Source organism: Rothia nasimurium (assembly GCF_928382285.1).
Lineage (GTDB): Bacteria > Actinomycetota > Actinomycetes > Actinomycetales > Micrococcaceae > Rothia > Rothia nasimurium_E.
Window position 1 is genome coordinate 220,398 of the sequence record NZ_CAKMSS010000003.1, and the last position, 20,260, is coordinate 240,657.

Annotated in this window: 15 protein-coding genes and 1 tRNA gene; 8 read left to right on the forward strand and 8 right to left on the reverse strand. The window is 61.5% G+C overall.

Annotated elements, in window-relative coordinates:
• Positions 1-28 precede the first annotated feature (28 nt).
• The 5 genes from L6758_RS05530 (at position 29) to L6758_RS05550 (ending at position 5,537) form a co-directional block, all read left to right on the forward strand.
• Positions 29-958: a metallophosphoesterase gene (locus L6758_RS05530; protein ID WP_409348804.1), complete on the forward strand. Its 930-nt coding sequence runs from the start codon at positions 29-31 to the stop codon at positions 956-958.
• Positions 959-1,001: 43 nt separating this feature from the next.
• A complete protein-coding gene (locus L6758_RS05535) occupies positions 1,002-2,876 on the forward strand; it encodes an ABC transporter ATP-binding protein (protein WP_237204685.1) in 1,875 nt (624 codons plus the stop codon).
• Positions 2,873-4,690, forward strand: coding sequence for an ABC transporter ATP-binding protein (locus tag L6758_RS05540; protein ID WP_237204684.1), 1,818 nt, complete (start codon positions 2,873-2,875; stop codon positions 4,688-4,690). The genes L6758_RS05535 and L6758_RS05540 overlap by 4 nt, the downstream gene beginning before the upstream one ends.
• Positions 4,691-4,756: 66 nt before the next feature.
• Positions 4,757-4,833 (forward strand) — tRNA-Pro (locus L6758_RS05545).
• A 143-nt stretch (positions 4,834-4,976) separates the two neighbouring features.
• On the forward strand, positions 4,977-5,537 hold the full coding sequence (locus tag L6758_RS05550; RefSeq protein ID WP_237185086.1) for an NADPH-dependent FMN reductase: 561 nt from the start codon (positions 4,977-4,979) through the stop codon (positions 5,535-5,537).
• A gap of 107 nt (positions 5,538-5,644) precedes the next feature.
• Here L6758_RS05550 and L6758_RS05555 read toward each other — a convergent pair whose 3' ends face one another.
• The gene (locus L6758_RS05555) at positions 5,645-7,798 is read right to left on the reverse strand and encodes an MMPL family transporter (RefSeq protein WP_237204683.1); all 2,154 of its coding nucleotides are present in this window, start codon (positions 7,796-7,798) and stop codon (positions 5,645-5,647) included.
• Between the two features lie 9 nt (positions 7,799-7,807).
• Complete coding sequence (locus L6758_RS05560; protein WP_237204682.1) at positions 7,808-8,821, reverse strand: hypothetical protein; 1,014 nt, start codon at positions 8,819-8,821, stop codon at positions 7,808-7,810.
• 114 nt (positions 8,822-8,935) lie between these two features.
• Here L6758_RS05560 and L6758_RS05565 point away from each other — a divergent pair, with 114 nt between their 5' ends.
• The gene (locus tag L6758_RS05565; protein WP_237204681.1) at positions 8,936-10,297 is read left to right on the forward strand and encodes a cation:proton antiporter; all 1,362 of its coding nucleotides are present in this window, start codon (positions 8,936-8,938) and stop codon (positions 10,295-10,297) included.
• Positions 10,298-10,374: 77 nt separating this feature from the next.
• On the opposite strand, the gene L6758_RS05570 is transcribed toward L6758_RS05565, so the two are convergent.
• The 3 genes from L6758_RS05570 to L6758_RS05580 are packed head-to-tail and all read right to left on the reverse strand — an operon-like array spanning position 10,375 to position 13,443.
• Positions 10,375-11,016: a LutC/YkgG family protein gene (locus tag L6758_RS05570; RefSeq protein ID WP_237204680.1), complete on the reverse strand. Its 642-nt coding sequence runs from the start codon at positions 11,014-11,016 to the stop codon at positions 10,375-10,377.
• Positions 11,016-12,641: a LutB/LldF family L-lactate oxidation iron-sulfur protein gene (locus L6758_RS05575; RefSeq protein ID WP_237204679.1), complete on the reverse strand. Its 1,626-nt coding sequence runs from the start codon at positions 12,639-12,641 to the stop codon at positions 11,016-11,018. The genes L6758_RS05570 and L6758_RS05575 overlap by 1 nt, the downstream gene beginning before the upstream one ends.
• A 4-nt stretch (positions 12,642-12,645) precedes the next feature.
• Positions 12,646-13,443 (reverse strand): (Fe-S)-binding protein, encoded by a 798-nt coding sequence (locus L6758_RS05580; protein ID WP_237194982.1) that lies wholly within the window; start codon positions 13,441-13,443, stop codon positions 12,646-12,648.
• Between the two features lie 517 nt (positions 13,444-13,960).
• Between L6758_RS05580 and L6758_RS05585 the strand changes: the two genes are divergently transcribed.
• Positions 13,961-15,655: an L-lactate permease gene (locus L6758_RS05585; RefSeq protein WP_237199882.1), complete on the forward strand. Its 1,695-nt coding sequence runs from the start codon at positions 13,961-13,963 to the stop codon at positions 15,653-15,655.
• A 123-nt stretch (positions 15,656-15,778) separates the two neighbouring features.
• Entirely contained in the window at positions 15,779-16,537 is a 759-nt protein-coding gene (locus tag L6758_RS05590) for a FadR/GntR family transcriptional regulator (RefSeq protein WP_237204678.1), read from the forward strand.
• Here L6758_RS05590 and L6758_RS05595 read toward each other — a convergent pair.
• The 3 genes from L6758_RS05595 to L6758_RS05605 all read right to left on the reverse strand — a co-directional run bounded on the left by L6758_RS05595 (position 16,534) and on the right by L6758_RS05605 (position 19,977).
• Positions 16,534-17,460, reverse strand: a complete 927-nt coding sequence (locus tag L6758_RS05595; protein WP_135012541.1) for a phosphoribosylaminoimidazolesuccinocarboxamide synthase — start codon at positions 17,458-17,460, stop codon at positions 16,534-16,536. The two genes, L6758_RS05590 and L6758_RS05595, sit on opposite strands and share 4 nt — an antisense overlap.
• Positions 17,461-17,545: 85 nt before the next feature.
• A complete protein-coding gene (gene purD / locus L6758_RS05600; protein ID WP_237204677.1) occupies positions 17,546-18,826 on the reverse strand; it encodes a phosphoribosylamine--glycine ligase in 1,281 nt (426 codons plus the stop codon).
• A gap of 227 nt (positions 18,827-19,053) precedes the next feature.
• Positions 19,054-19,977: a type IV toxin-antitoxin system AbiEi family antitoxin domain-containing protein gene (locus tag L6758_RS05605; RefSeq protein ID WP_237204676.1), complete on the reverse strand. Its 924-nt coding sequence runs from the start codon at positions 19,975-19,977 to the stop codon at positions 19,054-19,056.
• Positions 19,978-20,260: the final 283 nt, after the last annotated feature.

Consider the following 20,260-nt stretch of genomic DNA (forward strand, 5'->3'; position numbering starts at 1 on the left):
TCCCTTGAATTCTCAGAATTCTCGTGGCGTGGCGGCTTCAGCTGGCACCCTGGCTCAGACCCTTTCAGGGGTTCTGGCAGCGGGTGCCGTAGCTGGGGCCGCCACGGCCGCTTATGCCCACTTTATTGAGCTCAATAACTTCCAGGTGCGCCGGGAAACCCTGCCGATTCTGCCGGCAGGTAGCCCCGATTTTAAGATTCTGCATATCTCGGATATGCATATGATTCCGGGGCAGGCCCAGAAAACCGCCTTTATGCATTCTCTAGCCGAGCTAGAGCCTGATCTGGTCATCAATACCGGCGATAACCTCTCCCATCTCGATGGCCTTCCCGCCCTACTAGAGGCCCTGGACCCCCTGCTGGATTTCCCGGGTGTCTATGTGCCCGGCTCTAACTGCTACTTTGCTCCGGTGCCCAAAAACCCGGCCCGCTACCTCTGGAAGAAGAACACCGGGGACGAGGCCAACGACCAAACCCGCGCGGTACTCCCCACCCAGGTGATGCACGATGCCTTCGATGCCCGCGGCTGGGTAGGGCTGATTAACCGCTATGAGACGCTCACCCTCGGAGGGCTGCGCCTAGAATTCTCCGGGGTGGACGACCCCCACCTGGAGTACGACCGCCACCCCGGTTTCTCCCCCACAGCTTTCAGCGCGGAGCCGGGCCCGAGCGTCCGCCTGGGTGTCTGCCACGCCCCCTACCTGCGCACCCTGGACCGGTTTGCGGACGACGGCGCCCAGGCTATCTTCGCGGGCCACACCCACGGTGGGCAGGTGTGCCTCCCGGGTGGGCGGGCCCTGGTGTCCAACTGTGACCTACCCCCGGCCCGGGCTAAGGGCCTCTCCTACCAGGGGGACGTACCTGTGCAGGTAACGGCTGGCCTGGGCACCTCACGCTATGCCCAGGTGCGACTCTTCTGCCCACCCGAGGCTGTACTGGTGACGCTGACGGCCCGGTAACCTATCTGGTTTTTGCAGGAATGCAAATGTAAGATAGATTACTATGGCTTCTCGACTACTGCGCGTCTCCCCCATACCCACGCCTCCCCCTGTGCCCTACGGTGCCCGCACAGAGCAGGACATCACCCTCTGGCAGTACTCCCGTCCTATTCGCGCGCGCTGGGTCTGCGGGCTTTTCGTAGCACTCACCGCAGCCATTATCGCTATCTCCATCCCCCAGGTGCTGGGCTGGATTGTCGATGCCATGCTGACCGACCAGCCCACCGTAGGAGCGGTCTGGGCAGGCGGCGCCCTGGTCTTTGCGCTGGGTCTAGCCCAATCTGCCCTTTTCTTCCTGCGTAGGCAGCTGGTTATTGAACCCGCCAGCACGGTTGAGAACACCATGCGCATTGACCTTTTTGATCGACTGCTGCGTTTCCCCGTGGCCTTCCACGACCGCTGGCCCTCGGGTCAGCTGCTCACCCGAGCCATGAGCGACCTGGGCACCATCCGCCGCTGGACAGCCTTCGGCCTGATCCAGATCATTACCGTGGCGGTGCAGGTGACGGTGGGTAGCTTCTATATGTTCACCGGCTCCTGGCAGCTGGGTCTTGTCTTCCTTGCCAGTATGCCGCTGACTCTCTTCTGCGTTTGGCGGTTTGTGCTGACCTTCCGCACCCTCACCCGCCAGGCCCAGGAGCGCACCGGTGATTTAGCGACCACGGTTGAGGAGTCGGTTCAGGGCCTGCGCGTGCTCAAGGCACTAGGACGCGGCCCCCATGCCCTGGCGGGGTTCCGAGCAGAGTCCCTAGAGCTGCTTGACCTTGAAGTTGCGCGCGGTAGGGCCATGAGTCGGGTCCGTATGCAGAGCACCTTCATCAGCGGGGCTTCCCTCTGTGTAGCCCTGCTCTGGGGCCTGCACCTGGTCAGCGCGGGGGCCATGACGGTCGGCGCCCTCACCAGCTATTTTGCCACCGCCACCATCCTCTTCACCCAGGTGGAGCGCTCGGGCATGCTGATTTCTATGTACCTGGCGTCGAGCGTTTCAATGGACCGCCACCGCCAGGTCATGGTGGGTGAAGCCGGCGAAGATATCGACCTTCTACCCACCCACCGCGAGCGCCCCGGCGCAGCTGCTGCCCGCCTTGATTTTCAGGACGTCACTTTCAGCTACGGCGCGCAGGAGCAGCAGGTGCTCACCGGCTTTTCTGTGCAGGTGCAGCCGGGGGAGATTATTGCCCTGGTGGGCTCAACCGGGTCGGGCAAGTCTACCGTCCTGCAGCTGGTGCAAAGACTTTATGAGCCCACCTCAGGCAGCATCAGCTTGAACGGCCAAGACATTGCCTCTTTGCCTTTGCCGGAGCTCCGCTCCCAGGTGTCAATCGCCTTTGAAGACCCCCTGCTGTTCTCAACCAGCGTGCGGGAGAACGTCCTGCTGGGGGTTGACCGCAGCGGGCTCAGCCCCAACCAGGAAGATGCCCTACTCCACCGGGCCCTGACCATAGCAGCTGCCGACTACGTCTATCAGCTTCCGCAAGGGCTAGATACCGTGATTGGTGAAGAGGGCATGAGCCTCTCAGGCGGTCAGCGCCAGCGCCTCTCGCTAGCGCGCGCTATCGCCGCGAGCCCTGCCGTCCTCCTGCTCGATGATCCGCTCTCTGCCCTCGATGTGACGACCGAAGAGAAGGTGGTGGGTCTGCTCAAACAGGAGCTGACCCAGACCACCACACTGCTCACGGCCCACCGGCCCTCTACAGTGGCCCTGGCCGACCGGGTGGTGCTCTTGCAGCAGGGGCAGGTAGCTGCAGTGGGCACCCACACCGAGCTGCTCGGCAACCCCATCTACCGCGACCTCATGAGCACCGACACCCAGCTCACCCCCACAAGGCCGACGGATGCCGGCGAGGTTGAGAGCGAGATACAGGAGGGCGGGCGATGAGCCAGAGAATTACCGATTCAGAAGATAAGATTCAGCTCTCTAAGAGCGAGGCTAAGGCTGTTCGCCGCCGGTCGGTAGCCCTCTTACTCGATGTACTGAGGCCGGTGCGAGGCCACCTGCTCTTCACCCTTTTCCTGGTGATCCTGGCAACGGCCCTGACCACAGCGATGCCCTGGCTCATTTCTACGGCCATCAACGACGCCCTAGAACCCCTGCTGGCGGGAGACAGCAGCTACGCGCTTACCTTGGCAGCCCTCTATGTAGCTGCAGCGGTCGTGGCCGGCTTAGCGACCTACACCAACATTCTGCTCACCTACAAGATTTCCCAAAAGGTGCTCTTTGACCTGCGCCAGCGTATGTTTGAGCACGCCCAAAAACTCTCGGTAGGCTTCCACGACACCTACACCTCGGGCCGTGTAATCTCCCGCCTCACCAGCGACCTCGATACGATTCGGCAGTTCCTCGACTCGGGGCTTTCTGAGCTAGCAGCCATGCTGCTCTCCATCTCCTTTACCATCGTGGCCCTCTGCCTCATGGACTGGCGAGCTGGCCTCGCCCTACTGGTGATGATGCTCCCCGTCGCCTGGCTCACTGCCTGGTTCCGCCGCGAATCTGAGCTGGCCTACCGGGCCCAGCGGGTGGCGTCCGCCCGCATCATCTCCCGCTTTGCCGAAACCTTCACCGGCCTGGCCGCTGTCAAGGCCTTCCGCGCCGAGGCAAGCTCCCGTGCAGCCTACGCGGAGGCCGCCGAGGACTACCGAGTGCGCGTCATGCAGTCCATCAAGGTACACGGTACCTACATGCCAGCCCTTCAAGCCCTGGGCAACACCTTTGTTGCCATTGTGCTCGTGATCGGCGGCTACTCTATTCTGGGCGGGTCCATGCAGGCCGGCACCCTGCTAGCCCTGGTCATCTACGCCAACCGGGTCTTTGAACCTATCTTCATGCTCTCGGACTACTACAACATGTTCCAGTCGGCTGTCTCGGCCCTGGAAAAGGTGTCGGGTTTCCTCGCCGAAGAGCCCGAGGTAGCCGAGCCCGAGCGTCCGGCCCATCGAACCGCTCCCGCAAGCGGCCACCTGGTCTTTGACGAGGTTGAGTTTGAGTACGTCGAAGGACGCCCCACCCTGCACCGCCTGAATCTCGATATTCCTGCGGGTCAGCGCCTAGCCCTGGTGGGTGAAACAGGTGCCGGTAAGTCAACCATTGCCAAGCTCATCGCCCGCTTCTACGACGTCACCCACGGACAGCTGACCCTCGACGGGGTAGACCTGCGGGACCTCTCCGATGAGCAGCTACGCCGGGAGGTTGTAATGGTCACCCAGGAGGCCTATCTCTTCAAGGGCACCGTGGCTGACAACATCCGCCTGGGCAACCCCTCTGCCAGCGACGAAGATGTCTTTGAGGCAGCCCGAAAGGTCGGGGCTTACGACTTCATCATGAGCCTACCCCAGGGCTTTGACACCAACCTGTCAAAGCGCGGCGGGCGGGTTTCTGCCGGGCAGCGTCAGCTCATCTCTTTTGCCCGCGCTTTCCTGGCCGACCCGGCCGTCCTAATTCTCGATGAAGCCACCGCCTCTCTCGATATTCCCACCGAAAAACTGGTTCAGCGGGGTCTGGAGTCCCTGCTGGCCGGGCGCACCTCCGTGGTGATTGCCCACCGCCTCTCGACGGTGCTTACCGCCGACCGGGTGCTGGTGGTATCGGACGGGCGCGTGGTAGAGGACGGCTCCCCTGCGGCCCTGGTGGAGGCTGGCGGACGCTTTGCCGCCATGGCCCGGGCCTGGGAAGAGAACAACAGCACCGAGGGCTAGAAGCCCGGTGATTTGGCAGGCTTAAGACCGCCGCGCTATACTTGAGAGGTTGTTATACGCAACAATCGGGATGTGGCGCAGCTTGGTAGCGCGCGTCGTTCGGGACGACGAGGCCGCAGGTTCAAATCCTGTCATCCCGACCAAGCACAACCGCCCCTGGCTCTAGCCGGGGGCGGTTTTTTATATCTCTCTTGTCTTCTGCACGTCACACCGCGTCACAAATACTTGCATTGTAAAGTTTATAGGGTGTAGTCTAAAGAAAAATGCAAATGTGAAAGGAAAACCAGTGTCACAGAAAGTTCTCGTTATCTCAGGCTCTGACCGCGACGGCTCCTTCAACACCCAGCTGGCAGAGCAGCTCGTTGAAGCCCTTGAAAACGAAGGGCAGAGCGCCGAGGTCTACGACTTCTCAGCTGTCCCCCTGCTCAGCCAGAACTCCGAGTTCCCCGCCCCCGCTTCCGTCGAGAAGCTGCGCGCCGACATCGCTAACGCGGCCGGCCTGATTCTGGTCTCCCCCGAGTACAACGGCTCCTACCCTGCCCGTCTCAAGAACCTGATTGACTGGGCCTCACGCGCCGTCATCGCGGGTGACAACACCACCCCCACCGTTCTCAACGGCAAGAAGGTCGGTGTAGCTTCGGTTGCTAACTCAACCTACGGCAAGTTTGTGCGCGAGAACCTGCGCAATCTGGTTCCCTACGTCCGCGCTGACCTGATGGAGGGCGAGGGCCTGGGCATCCGTATTCCCGGTGAAGCCTGGGGCACCGGCAAGCTGGAGCTAGAAGAAGAGCAGCAGAAGAACGTTGATCAGTTCGTTGCTGACTACCTCAAGTTCCTGGCCGCCTAAGCCAGCTCAACTCAAGACATTGGGGCCTCCCTGTACAGCAGGGAGGCCCCTTCTTTATAGGCTCGACCGGTGACCGTACCCGGCAGAATAGGCTCTGTACTAAGGCCTTAGCGGGAGAGCCGTGAAGGCCACCAGATTTTCTTGCCGATATCTTCAACGAGTGCCGGTATGAGCAGAGCTCGCACTACAGTGGCATCGAGTAGTACGCCGAAGGCAACGATGAAGGCGAGCTGGGCGAGGAAAATCAGCGGGATAACACCCAGGGCTGCGAAGGTTGCAGCCAGTACGATACCGGCTGAGGTAATTACACCGCCGGTTGCTACTAGAGCTGTGCGCAGACCGCTCTTAGTACCCCGATGCAGGGCTTCTTCTCTCACGCGGGTCATCAGGAAGATGGTGTAGTCAATACCCAGAGCGACGAGGAAGACGAACCCGTAGAGGGGCACGGTGGGGTCGGCTCCTGGGAACTTGAAAACGTGGTTGAAGACCAGGGCTGAGACGCCAAGGGCGGTGAGGTAAGACAGCACCGTGGCAGCCACCAGAATCAGCGGTGCCAGAATTGAGCGCAGCAGAACCATCAGAATCAGGGTGATAACGACCAGCACTACCGGGATAATCAGGGCCCGGTCGCGCTGGGCGCTATCGATGGTATCGAGATCAGACGCGGTGGTTCCGCCCACCAGGGATCCGGGAGCTGCGCTGGCCAGGCTCTCACGCATCTGGCGCACGGTTTCTTCTGCTTCCGGTGAGTCGGCGGGGTCAGCCAGGGTCACCTGGAGCATGACGCGCCCCTCAACTTCAGTGGGGGCAATACCGGCAAAAATCGGCGGCACTGACTCAGCGGACGCCCCCACCGGCACGGTGCCAGCAGGCGAGTCTTGGGCAACCGCGGCAATGGAGCTCACCCCATCGAGCCCGTCAAGGGCAGCCACTGCGGTATCTTGCTCAGCAGCAGGCACAATTACATTTGCCGGGGAGCCTGAGCCACCGGGGAAGTGTTCAGCCAGCACGTTCTGGCCATCCCGTGCCTGAGACTGCCCCAGCACCAGGTCAGATTGGCGCACCCCATTGGCCTGGAAAGTCGCAGAAAAGCCGGCGAAGATAGCCAGCACCAGAGCCGTAACCAGCCAGACTGTGCGGGGCTTGCCCGACACGAAAGCCGCAATTTTTGCCCAGAAGCCGGCTGAGGCGTCCTTAACCTCAGCGGAATAGCGGGGGCGGGCAGGCCAGAAGGCTACCCTACCCAGCAGAGCCAGGACGGCGGGCAGAAAGGTCAGTGAGGCCAGCATGGACAGCACGATGCCGGTAGCTGCCACGGGCCCCAGGGCCTTGTTCGACGACAGCTCAGAAAGCAGCAGGCACAGCAGACCCGCAATCACCGTACCGCCAGAGGCCAGAATCGGCTCAAGGGACCCGCGCCAGGCAGCCCGGGTAGCGTCCCAGCGCGAAACGTACTGGGTGAGGGCCTCGCGATAGCGGGCTACATAGAGCAAGGAGTAGTCGGTTGCTGCACCGACCACCAGAATCAGCAGGATTCCCTGCACCTGGCCGTTGATCATGACCCAGCCAGCATTCGCCATGTGCCAAATAACGAAGATGGCACCCGAGAGGGCAACCATCGAACTGGTCAGCACAATGATGGGCAGCAGGGGTGAGCGGTAGACCACCAGCAGAATTACGAAAACCACAATCAGGGCAACTGCCAGCAGGATGCCGTCGATACCGCCAAATGCCTCAACTAGGTCGGCCGAGAAGCCAGCCGGGCCGGTCACGTAGCCGGTGAGGCCGTCGGGAGCCTGGGTTATCTCGGCGCGGATTCCGTCAACGACATCTCGGGTCTCCTGGTCGGTGGAGATGGGCAGAATAAGCTCCGCTGCCCGACCGTCCTCTGAGTAAATGACGGGCGAGCTTTCACCGGTGAAAGTACCGGACGCGGCCAGCTGGCCGATGAGACCCTCTAGGTAGGTGCGGTGGGCATCGGTGAGGGAACCGTCAGCTTCAAAGACAAGAATTGCGGGCACCGCGTCAGTGCCCAGAAAGTCGCCCTGCTGCTCTACCACCTGGGTAGATTCAGCGGACGCCGGCAGAAAGTCAGTCTGGGAGTTGGTTGAGACCTCGGAGATTTTTCCGAAGTAGGGCCCGCCAATACCCGCCACAGCGAGCCAGGTAAGGGTCAATAGGACGGCAAGAGCAACCCGCACCCAGGTGCGTGAAGAGGACCCGGCCTTGATAGAGCCGGCTTCCGAAGAAAAAGTATGCATGCTGAGAGTCTACCCCCTGCCAGAGACCCAGGTTAAGGGGGTCTCAAGCGGGCCGCGCCGCAAGAAGGTCTGCCCGAGCAGGCGCTGCCAGGCCCAGGCAAAGAGCAGGGCACCCAGAATCAGGCCGAACATCATGGCCCAGGAGTTATCGGAGGCAGGCAGGCCGTAGGCCGGGGCGTAGTTAGCGTACAGGGCCAGCACGGCAATCTGGAGCACGTAGAGGGAAAGGGTCATACGCCCGGCTCCCACCAGGGCACCGGCCAGGTGCTCCCGCCCGGCTAGAGCGCGCGCCAGCAGGCAGCACCAGCCCACGGTCGCCAGGCAGGCTGCCAGGCTAAAGGCAATCTCAAGCCGGCTGGAGGTGTAGGGAAGGAACTCTGCAACAGCAAAACGGGAGTACCAGAAGAGGCCACCGGTAGCCAGGCTCCCCAGCAGGGCCAGGGCGACATCGCCCCAGACACCCCAGCGTTCGATGAGGAAGGCGATTACCGCACCGGTGCAGGCGTAGGTCAGCAGGGTAAAAACCTGGTAGTTCTGGCCGGTGAACATCCATTCGTAGAGGTAGGCAGTGTAGCTGCCGTCGAGAGATGCCTGCATAGCCTGGGGCTGGAAGTAGGTCCGGGCGGACGCCGCAAACCACCAGCTGCCCGCAGCCAGGAGGGCCAGGGCCCAGGAGGGTAGGAAGACAAGAGGGGCCATGAGCAGGCTCAATACCCCCAGGTACTCCAGCACGATATCGACCTGGGCGCCCCAGGTACCGATGTAGAGCCCCACAGCAACCAGGGCGATAGCTCGCACCACCGAGGAGGCGAAGAGGGCGGGGAAGCTCATACGCTGAGACGAAAAGAGGGCACCTGCCCCCAAGAGGAAGGCAAAGAGCGGGGCGGTCAGAAACTCACTCAGGTTCAGCACCCCACCGGTCCCGCCGCCGGGGGCTCCATGGGCGATAAACATGCTGATCAGGGCAGCACAGCGAGCCAGGTCAATACCGATAACACGGCCTGCGGTTTTTAGGTCGGTCACGCAATACTCCTCAATAAATACCTGCTTTAGCCTAACACTGCCCCGCCGCCCTGCGCGGGCAGGGGAAGCCATGGCACACTGGTTAGGTTGCCCCTCACCTCTTTGAAAGTCACTATGAGCACCCACTCCACCGACGTCGTCCTTCTGGCCGCCGGTTCATCGGCGACCAGCGAGTATGTTTCTATCTTCTGGATAGCTGCCGCTGCCCTACTGGCGCCCCTGGCGTCCGCCCTGGTGAAGAAGAAAATCCCTGATGTTGTCTTCCTGATTATCTTCGGTGTACTCATTGGCCCGCAGGTGCTAGGGTTTGCCAGTACCGACGGCGGGGTTGCCCTGGTCAAAGACCTGGGGTTAGGGTTGCTCTTTTTGCTGGCTGGTTACGAAATTAACGCCGGAGCTCTGCGCGGACGCCAGGGGGCTTTCGCTGTGGGGTCCTGGCTGGTGAGCTTCACTCTCGGCCTGGTTCTGGCCATGAGCCTCTCCCAGTTTTCGGGTACTTTCTCTACCTACGCGGTCATCGGTATTGCCCTGAGCTCAACCGCCCTGGGCACCCTGCTGCCCCTGCTCAAAAGCCACGGTAAGGCGGGCACGAAAGTCGGCGACGGGGTGATGGTGCACGGGGCTATCGGCGAGGTGCTCCCTATCTTTGCGATGTCCCTGCTGCTCTCCTCGCACGCCCCCTGGGTTGCGGTGCTGATTCTGCTGGCCTTTATGGTCATTGCGGTTATTTCAGCGGTTGTGCCCCACCGCCTCTTCGAGCATATTCCTGGCCTGCGCCGCACCATGGCAGCTGAGGCTAACACCACCAGCCAGACCATGCTCCGCCTGGCCATGTTCCTTCTGGCTACCCTCATGATGGTCGCCGCGGTCTTTGAGCTCGATGTGGTGCTCGGCGCTTTTGCCGCCGGCATCATCCTGCGCTCCCTTACCCCCGATGGTGCCTTTGAGCCCTTCTCCAAGCGTCTTGAGGCCCTCGGCTTTTCCTTCCTCATTCCCCTCTTCTTCGTGAGCTCAGGTATGGGCATTAAGGTGTCGGTCATTTGGGAGCAGCCGCTGCTTCTTGCCGGTATTGTGCTCGGTATTCTGGTGGTGCGAGGCCTGCCTGTCTTTGCCGCTGAAAAGTTCTTCGACACCGGTTCGGGGCTCACCGCCGTGCAGGAAAAGCTCCAGCTGGGGCTCTACTCTGCTGCGGGCCTGCCCATCATTGTTGCTGTCACCGAGGTGGCACTGGCCAACGACCTGCTCAGCGAACAGAACGCCTCCCTGCTGGTGGCAGGTGGGGCGCTGACCGTCCTGCTCTTTCCCCTCTGGGCCTCGGCCCTTGGGGCGGTGGGGCGCAAGGACGCCGGTAGCAGCTCAGGTAACGATGGCGGCTCAAGCTCGCGGCAGCGTCGTAGCGCTAAGAAGCTAGAGCGGGCCGCCGCGGTGCGGGCGGCAACTGGCGCGATTCCCGTCATCAAGCGTCCGAATTCCTAGCTCCCCTTGGAGCACCCAGCAAAAGGGCCCCCTTGCCTGAGCAAGGGGGCCCTTTCTATCACAGAGCGGGTATCAGCCTACTTAAGGATGATGACGTCCAGGGTACGGGGACCGTGCACGCCTTCAACGCGGATCAGCTCGATATCTGAGGTCGCTGAGGGGCCTGAGATCCAGGTGATGGGCTTGTCGAAGTTCAGACGGGCCACGGTCTCGGGGATCAGCTCAACGATGGTATCGACGGGAACCACGCAGATGTGGTGGTCGGGTACCAGGGTGATGGCGCGGCGGCCTTCGGTCTCGGTGCTGTTCAGGGCGATGGTGCCGGTCTCAGCGCAGGAGACGGTTGAAGAGGTGACAACCGCGTCGATGGCGTCAAGTTCGCGCACGGAGAGGGCTCCGGGCTTATTCGCGTTGCCGGAGTCAACCACGCGGGAGCGGGCTGCGGTGTCTTCGGGCAGCCACTCGGTCTTGAGACCGGTGGGCACCACGTAGCGGGAGGACTTGCCGAGCAGCTCGCCCACGCGGGCGGCGATGGTCTCTTCGGTCTCGTGGTAGACGTTAGCCTTGTAGTCGATCAGGCGGTCGACCAGCATCTCGATGACTTCCTCGGCGCCCTTGTCGCTTTCGCGGCGGTAGGAGCGGACGGGCTCAGCCGGCTGGGGGTTGTCCCAGAGGGAGGCGCGGATGCGGCCCAGGATTTCTGCTTTTGCATCAGACATTAGTTGGCCTCCTTGGGGGCGATGGGGTTAGCGGTCTCAGCGTTGGCGTGGGCCTCGGCAATCTTGGCCTGGTTAGCGGCAATGATGGCCTGCAGGTCAACGCGTTCGCCGCCTACACGCTTGGGGGCAGAGCCGCGCTCCTTCTTCCACTCGTTGCGGAAGGAGGTCTTGGGGGGTGCCGGGATATCGCGGTATTCGGTCCAGCCGCCGACGATACCGGGCAGCTTGGTAATCTTGCCCTTCTTGCCGGTAATCAGCTTGGAGGCGGGCAGACCCTTGGTGGCCAGGGCCATGAGGGCACCTGAGCTGAAGAGCTTCTTGGCGCCGAACATCATGGCGTCCATCTGCACGTGGCGTTCCTTCTTGCCACCTTCGAACTCGCCCTGGGCCTTTTCATGATCAACGGCCTTGCCGCGCAGGTGAACCAGCACATCGGGGATATTGATCTTGACGGGGCAGGCCTCGTAGCAGGCGCCGCAGAGGGAGGATGCGTAGGGCAGGGTGGAGTTGTACTGGTTCTCGATACCGCCCAGCTGGGGGGAGAGAATTGCGCCGATGGGGCCGGGGTAGGTGGAGCCGTAGGCGTGGCCACCTGCGCGTTCGTAGACGGGGCAGACGTTCATGCAGGCTGAACAGCGGATGCAGTGCAGGGCCTGGCGACCAACCTGGTCGGCCAGGGCTGCGGTGCGGCCGTTATCCATCAGGATGACGTGCAGGTTCTGGGGGCCGTCGCCGGGGGTCACACCGGTCCACATGGAGGTGTAGGGGTTCATGCGCTCACCGGTGGACGAGCGGGGCAGCAGCTGGGTGAAGACCTCGAGGTCCTGCAGGGTCGGCAGCAGCTTTTCGATGCCCATGAAGGTAATCAGGGTATCGGGCAGGGTCAGGCACATACGGCCGTTACCCTCAGATTCAACGATGGTCATGGTGCCGGTTTCGGCGATGCCGAAGTTGACGCCTGAGATGGCAACCTTGTTGGTCAGGAACTTCTCACGCAGGCGGAAGCGGGAGGCTTCTGCCAGTTCTGCGGGGTCGTTGGTGAGGTTGGGGTTGACGCCCTCAATCTTCTTGAGGAAGATGTCGCGGATCTCGGTGCGGTTGCGGTGAATTGCGGGCACCAGGATGTGGGAGGGGCGGTCGTTATCGCCCAGCTGCACGATTTCTTCTGCAAGGTCAGTTTCGATGGCGTGGATGCCGTGCTCTTCGAGGAACTCGTTGAGGCCGGTTTCGGCGGTGGCCATTGACTTGATCTTGTTGACCTCGGTGACGCCTTCAGCCTGGATGAGCTTGAGGGCGATTTCGTTGGCCTCGTGGGCGTCGCGGGCCCAGTGTACGTGGCCGCCGCGGGCGGTGAAGTTCTTTTCGAACTCTTCGAGGTAGGTGTCAAGGTTGGCCATGACCTTCTGCTTGATCATGGAACCTGCGGTGCGCAGATCCTGCCAGTCGGGCAGTTCTGAGATAACGGCGGCGCGCTTGTTACGAATCTTGTGGGTAGCAAAGCCCAGGTTGGCGCGCAGCTGCTCGTTCTGGAGTTCCTTCTCTGCGTATTCGGGGAAGGGCTCGAATTCGAAGATATTGCCGACGCCGTGGCGGACCTTGGGCATGCCGAGTGCGATGGTTGACATGGCTTTACTTACCTCCTGCGGTAACAGCTACGGGGCCGGTGACCTTGAGCGGGTTTTCCTTGGTGGATGCAAGAATCTCGGCGAAGTGTACGGTCTGTACGGGTGAGTTCTTGCGGGAGAGAGCGCCGCCGATGTTCATCAGGCAGGATGAGTCGCCGCCGGTGCAGACCGATGCACCGGTTGCTTCAATGTTCTCTACCTTGTCGGCAACCATGGCGCCGGAGGTGTCTGCGTTCTTAAAGGAGAAGGTTCCACCGAAGCCGCAGCACTGGTCAAGGCCGTCAATCTGGGTGTATTCCAGGCCCTCAACGGTGCGGATCAGGTCTTCCTGGCGGGTGCCCAGACCCAGCAGGCGCATACCGTGGCAGGATGAGTGGTAGGTGACCTTCTCGGGGAAGTAGGAGCCCAGCTGTTCTGCTGCGTTGGTGATGCCGCAGACGTCAATGAGGAACTGGGAGAGCTCGAAGGAGCGGGCAGCCAGTGAGGCGGCAGCGCGGGCGGTGGCGTTGTCGCCTGCTCGCTCTGCAATCATGGGCTGCTGGTGACCGAGGGAGGCGACGCAGGAGCCTGAGGGCGCAACGATTGCGTCGAAGTCCCATTCTTCAAAGGCCTGTACGTGGGTTTTGACGATGGGGTAGGCGTCGTCGAAGTAGCCCGAGTTGACGTGCATCTGGGAGCAGCAGGTCTGGCCCTGCGGGAAGACGACCTCGTGGCCGAGACGCTCCAGGATGTCAACGGTAGCCTTAGCTACCTTGGGGTACATTGCGTCGACGATGCACGTTGAAAACAGTGCGACACGCATGTTGGTTCTCTCTTCTTCTGTGCGGCATGGGTAGCCCGCGTTTTCCTCACCGGTTCAGGGGCGCGGACGCCGGTGGCCGGGTGGGAGAGGAAGGGCGGGCGGGGTGCCTGTTAGATTCTTTTCCTACTCCCTCATTTAACACGATGGGGTCGGCATTTCGATACTTTAAATAGGGCATATTTTCTTATGCAAATAACCTAACGGTCTGACCACATAAAGAAAGCTGAAAGAACCCCGCTCCCCCGCCGCGGGCGTCCGCACACCCCAAGAACCACACAAGCAGGCACATGCCAACACAAGAGCGCACCCAAAAACCCCGAAAAACCCACAAAATCACAGGGACGAAAAAAATACCGCAAATAGATGCGGCTACAGCTTGGCGAAGGTGAACCACCTCATGTAACGTAGACCTCGAAAAACAATGGTCTGACCACAGAAGGTTAGGCCTCATATTTTTTGGCTCAGCGCCCCACAGATGTGACGCCCAGCCATACCACACATCACTAAGGAGAATACGGTGGAAAATACCTATACCGCTGTAACCGACGCCGTAGGAGGAAGCCTCGCGCTCAGCGCCCTGGTCTCCACCCTGCCGCTGTTGGCATTCTTTATCATGCTGCTCGGCCTCAAGGCCCGCGCCCACGTCGCCGGCCTGGTCTCCCTGCTGGTCGCCCTGCTCGTTGCCATCTTCGGCTTCGGTATGCCCTGGGATCTCGCCGGCATGTCCGCCTTCCGCGGCGGCATCTACGGCCTCTTCCCCATCGTCTGGGTTATCCTCATGGCCATCTGGTTCTACCAGGTCACCGTACTCTCCGGCCGCTTTGAAGACCTGCGCCGCACCTTCGACCTCATCGGCGGCGGTGACCTGCGCATTCAGGCCATCCTCATCGCCTTCTGCTTCGGCGGCCTCCTTGAAGCCCTCGCTGGCTTCGGCGCCCCCGTTGCTATTACCGCAACCATGATCCTGGCCCTCGGCGTCAAGCCCCTCAAGGCAGCCACCACCGTCCTGATCGCCAACACCGCTCCCGTAGCCTTCGGCGCCGTCGCTATCCCCATCACCACCGCCGGTGAAGTGGGCGGCAAGGACGCCACCGTCATCGCAGCCCTCGTTGGTCACCAGGCCCCCTTCATCGCCTTCTTCGTGCCCTTCATCCTGCTCTGGATCCTCGACGGCGTAAAGGGCCTCAAGGACGCCTGGCTGCACGCAGCCGTCATCGGCGCCTCCTTCGCCATCGCCCAGTGGTGGGCAGCAACCTACTTCGTCTACCAGCTCACCGACGTCGTAGCCTGCATCGTCTCCATCGCAGCAGCCGTTGTCTTCCTGCGCTTCGTCAAGCCCCGCGGCGTTGAAGGCGTCCGCGAGCGCTACGGCATCACCGCCCCCCTCGAAGTTGAGCACCTGCCCGGCCGCCGCATCTGGATGGCCCTCATGCCCTACCTGGTCGTTGTCATCATCTTCGGTGTCGCAAACCTCTACACCCCGCTGGTCAACTGGATGAAGGAGACCGCCGTTGAGGTCAAGATGCCCCTGCTCTCCGAGCGCCTGCTGACCGCCTCCGGCGACCCCGTCAAGACTGTCTACATCTGGTCCTGGCTCAACAACCCCGGCACCTACCTGCTGATCTCCGGCATCCTGGTCGCCATCCTCTACGCCATCTTCAACGAAAACGGCAAGTACAAGCTCTCCATGGGCGACGCTTTCAAGGAAATCGGCGCCGTAGCCTACAAGATGCGCTGGTCAGCCGCCACCATCGCCCTGGTTCTGGCCCTGGCCTTCGTCATGAACTACTCCGGCCAGACCGTTGCCATCGGTGAATACGTCGCCTCCCTCGGCGTAGCCTACGCCTTCCTGGCACCCGTCCTCGGCTGGGTCGGCACCGCCGTCACCGGCTCCGACACCTCAGCCAACGCCCTCTTCTCCAAGCTCCAGGTCACCGCCGCTGAGCACCTGCAGGAAGGCGGCATGACCGGTGCCCACCCCGAACTCATGCTGGCAGCTAACACCACCGGTGGTGTAGTCGGCAAGATGATTTCACCCCAGTCCCTCGCCATCGCGGCCACCTCGGTCAACATGGAAGGCAAGGAGTCCGAAATCTTCAAGGCAGTTCTCGGCTGGTCCTTCATCCTGCTGCTGGCCGTCTGTGCCCTGGTCTTCCTCCAGGCAACCGTTCTCTCCGGTCTTCTGGTTGAGCCCTACCTCACCGGCCACTAATCACCAGCCTCGCCCTATGAGTTAGGCAGACAAGGGCGGTGCAGTCCCACGTAACACACGTTGGAACTGCACCGCCCTTCCCTATACCTTGTCTATGTACCTACCCCACTTGAAAGACAGCGTGTGAAAGAAAAAGAGCCCACCTACACCGCCCTGCTCGAGTCAATAGAGCACCGGCTGCGCCACGGCCAGCTGCGCGTGGGCGACCGGCTACCCGGTGAGCGTTCGCTCGCCGAAGAGTACGGCATTTCCCGTGCCTCGGTGCGCGAAGCCCTGCGTATTCTCTCAGCCGTGGGCCTCATTCGGTCAGGTGTGGGCTCAGGCCCCAAGGCCGGCGCTGTCGTAGTCTCGGAACCCTCAGACGCCCTCGGCTGGGCCCTGCGCATGCACATCGCCACCCGCACCCTGCCGGTAGCAGACATCGTGAGCACCCGCGTCCTGCTCGAAGGCGAAGCCGCCGCCCGCGCCGCCGACGTAGCCCACCAGCCCGAACACGCCGCGTCCCTCGCCACAGCCCGGCGCTACCTCGAAGAAATGGACCACGCAGATATTAGCGACGACCGCTTCCACTTCTGCGACACCCGCTTCCACTACGAAATATCGTCCCTCGGCGGCAACATCGTCATGGACACCGTCATTGACTCCCTGCACCTGGCCACCGTGGGCTATGTGCAGGAGGCCGTGCCCTACCTCGACGACTGGCAAGCCACCAAGCGGGAGCTTCAAGAGCAACACCGGGCCATCTACGCGGCGGTTATCGCAGGAGATGCAGAACGTGCCCAGCGAACAGTCGCTGAGCACATTCGATGGTTCTACGCCCTCTCAGAAATTGGTGCTGCCCATTATGAGTACCACCAGAAGGTGCGCGATGGGCAGGTCTAGGCCTCGAACTTCTGACCGGTTAGACGCTCGTAGGCCTCAACGTAGCGGGCACGGGTCTTCTCTACGACCTCGGCAGGGAGCTCAGGCACAGGGCCGGTGCCGTCCCAGCCCGACTCCTCGCTCTTGAGCCAGTCGCGCACGTACTGCTTATCAAAGGACGCCTGGGCACGGCCGGGCTCGTAGTCGTTGGCATCCCAGAAACGCGATGAATCGGGGGTCAGCACCTCATCGCCCAGGGTGATTTCACCGCGGTAGGAGTCGGTACCGAACTCAATCTTGGTGTCGGCCAGAATGATGCCGCGCTCACGCGCAATCTTCTCGGCGGTCTCGTAGACATAGAGAGTCAGTTCCTGCAGGCGGTCGGCGATAGCCTCCCCCACCTCAGCGTCGAGCTCTTCACGGGTGATGGGCTCGTCATGCTCCCCCACCTCTGCCTTGCCCGTGGGCGTGAAGAGGGCAGGTTCCAGGCGGGATCCATCTACCAGACCGGCGGGCAGCTCAAACTCGTTGACCTTACCGGTCTTACGGTAAGAAGCCAGGCCGGAGCCGGTCAGGTAACCGCGTACAATGCACTCAACAGGGAACATGTTCAGAGACTTACAGATCATGGCGCGGCCAGCCACCACCTCGGGCACGTCGGTAGACAGCACATGGTTGGGCACACCCTTAAGCTGCTCAAACCACCAGAGGGACATCTGAGTCAGAATCTTGCCCTTATCGGGAATCTCGGTGGGAAGCACCTGGTCAAAGGCGCTGATACGGTCGGTGGCAACCACCATCACGGAGCCGGCACGCAGTTCGGCGTCGTCCTTCACGTTCAGGCCGGTGACGTCCTGGGTGTCCTCGTCGGGGATGTAGAGGTCACGGACCTTGCCGGAATACACGTGCTTCCAGCCGGGAATGTCTACGGGGGTATGGCTCATGATTTTCTCCTGGGGGTGTGCAGGTGGGCTGTGAGGTAATAGAAAAGTGACTGCCCACGCGGGTGCGGTGGGCAGTCACAGGAGGTTAGTTCTGGGTGGGAATCTGAATGCGATTCTCGGCGGCAGCGAGCGCAATGTCTGAACGGTACTGGGCGCCCTTCCATGCAATGTCGCGGACGCCGGCGTAGGCAGCCTCGCGGGCTTCAGTGAGGTTCTCGCCCAGGGCGACGACAGCCAGCACACGGCCACCGGCGGTGACAATCTCTTCACCGTCGAGGGCGGTACCTGCGTGGTCAACGTGCACGTTCTCGCGCTGGTTGGCGGCGTCCAGGCCGGTGATGGCATCGCCCTTGCGGGGAGTGTCGGGGTAATTCTCTGCAGCCATGACCACGTCGACGGCGGTGCGGGGGTCCCAGTCAAGAGCAAGGTCGGCGGGCAATTCTCCCTTGGCCGCTGCCAGAAGGACGCCGCCGAGCGGGGTGCGCAGGCGGGCCAGAACGGCCTGGGTTTCGGGGTCACCAAAGCGGGCGTTGAATTCGATCACGCGGATGCCGCGGGAGGTAGCTGCCAGGCCGCAGTAGAGCACGCCCACAAAGGGGGTACCGCGGCGGGTCATTTCATCAACGGTGGGCTGGGCTACGCGCTCAATGACCTCTTCGACGAAACCTTCGGGCAGCCAGGGCAGGGGGGTGTAAGCGCCCATGCCACCGGTGTTGGGGCCCTCGTCGTTGTCGAAAATACGCTTGAAGTCCTGGGCGGGTGAAAGGGGCAGGCAGGTGCTGCCGTCGGAGATCACGAAGAGGGAGACTTCGGGGCCATCCAGGTACTCTTCGATGACGACGCTACCGCCAGCTGCGAAGCAGGATTCAGCGTGGGCTAGGGCTGCATCGAAATCTTCGGTGACAACGACGCCCTTACCAGCGGCCAGGCCGTCATCTTTCACGACGTAGGGGGCGCCGAAGGTAGCGAGAGCGGTTTCTGCTTCTTCGCGGTTGGTGGCGACCTTAGCCATAGCGGTGGGCACATTGGCGCTGGCCATGACTTCCTTGGCAAAGGCCTTGGACCCTTCGAGCAGGGCAGCGGGCTTAGACGGCCCGAAAACAGCGAAGCCGGCGTCGCGCAGGGTATCTGAGACGCCTGCGACCAGGGGAGCCTCGGGGCCAATGACGACCAGGTCAGCGGCCAGCTCGGTGGCTAGCGCCAGGGCTGCCTCGGGGTTATTTGCATCGATAGCGTGCACGGGGACGTCCTGGGCGATACCCGCGTTGCCGGGGGCTGAGTGCACCTCGGTAACGGCTGGATCTTTCAGGAGTGCTCGGATTATTGCGTGTTCACGACCGCCGGGGCCCAGTACCAAAACCTTCATTCTTTTAGGCTACCGGCAAGGTCACGATTTGATGAAGTTTTTACCGCAGTTTGAGCGGTTTTTGCCGGTAGATTTTTGCGGACGCCCGCCGCCCACTCCCCTGCCAGGGGCTGGTAGGTGGGCAGCGGCGTCCGCACCCATCTACCTACCGCTACCTACCGCATTTATTCTGATTTGCCCGCAACTAGTTGCGGTATTTTCAGAATAAGTGCGGGGAGAACTGCCGGTTACTGCTCAAGTTTCTTCACTCCACCTTGCATGAGACGTTGAATAACGGCCTGAGGCCTGTTCATCAGATCATCCCAGGTGGTCCGAATGATCGTCCACCCCGCAAGCTCAAGCGAACGCTGCCGCAGAGCGTCCCTACGCAGCTGCTCCTCAGGTGAGCGGTAGGCGCCGTAGTACTTGCGTAGGCCATCGACTTCTAAAAGAAGTTTCAAAGACTCCCAGGCAAAATCTGCGCGGTGCACTCGACCGTCGTGCGTCCAGATTTCTAGCTGCTGACGAGGGCGCTCAAGCTTGGACTGTACGATTCTGAGCATTGCCAGGGATTCAAGAGGCGACTCAGTCAAAGCACTCATCGACTCAGCGATGAGGGAAAAGCTTCCTGTTCGATAGCCGCTAGAGCCTACGAGGTGGGCATATACATCACGGTAAGGCACATGCGCATGATGCAGAAAATAATCTGTAATCGCCAAGGCCTGAACCGCAGGTAAAGATCGGGCGCAATCAAGGATAGTCGTGAGCGGGTCCGTGACCGGAAAACCAGCTACCATCTGGGCCGCCTCACATACTTCTGACCGGGCGCTATGGTACCTGACCTGGCTATGGTGCCGATGGTTAGAACGCGGAAGAGACAGCTCAACCTTTGCGGGCAACCCAAAGAGCGGAGCGCCCCACATCAACGCAGCAGAAGCATGACTGAGCACCGCCTGCCGATGAGACGTCGCGAGCGCTACGGCCACAGCAATACACCGCTCTTCGGGAGTAAACTGCCGACCTTCTGCCGCTGAGATATAGACACCCCGCGTCAGCCGGATCAGCTCTCCCCTTCGGTGCATAGCACCAATGAGGTTTTTACTCACTCCTTCCAGATTGAGCTGTTGAGATGTTTTGACTTTTGAGGCAACCCGTTCAATTCTGTCGTGCATGGGACTACTGTCGCAGAGTGGCTGCGAGCACTCAAGCGCTATTTTCAAACCTGTGGATAACCCGCATTATCCCTTATCAAGACATACTTCAATCATGTGGATAAAACCGCAACAGAAGGTCACAGTTGGAGCCACCCCCTTATGTGCCCCACGGAGCCACTACCCAACCGCTCAACCAGAAGCCGCCTCAGGCGTCCGCGCCGCGCCCAGCCATCGCTCCCCACTCAACTCGCGCGGCCCGCCATCTCCCCGCACTTATTCTGATTTGCCCGCAACTAGTTGC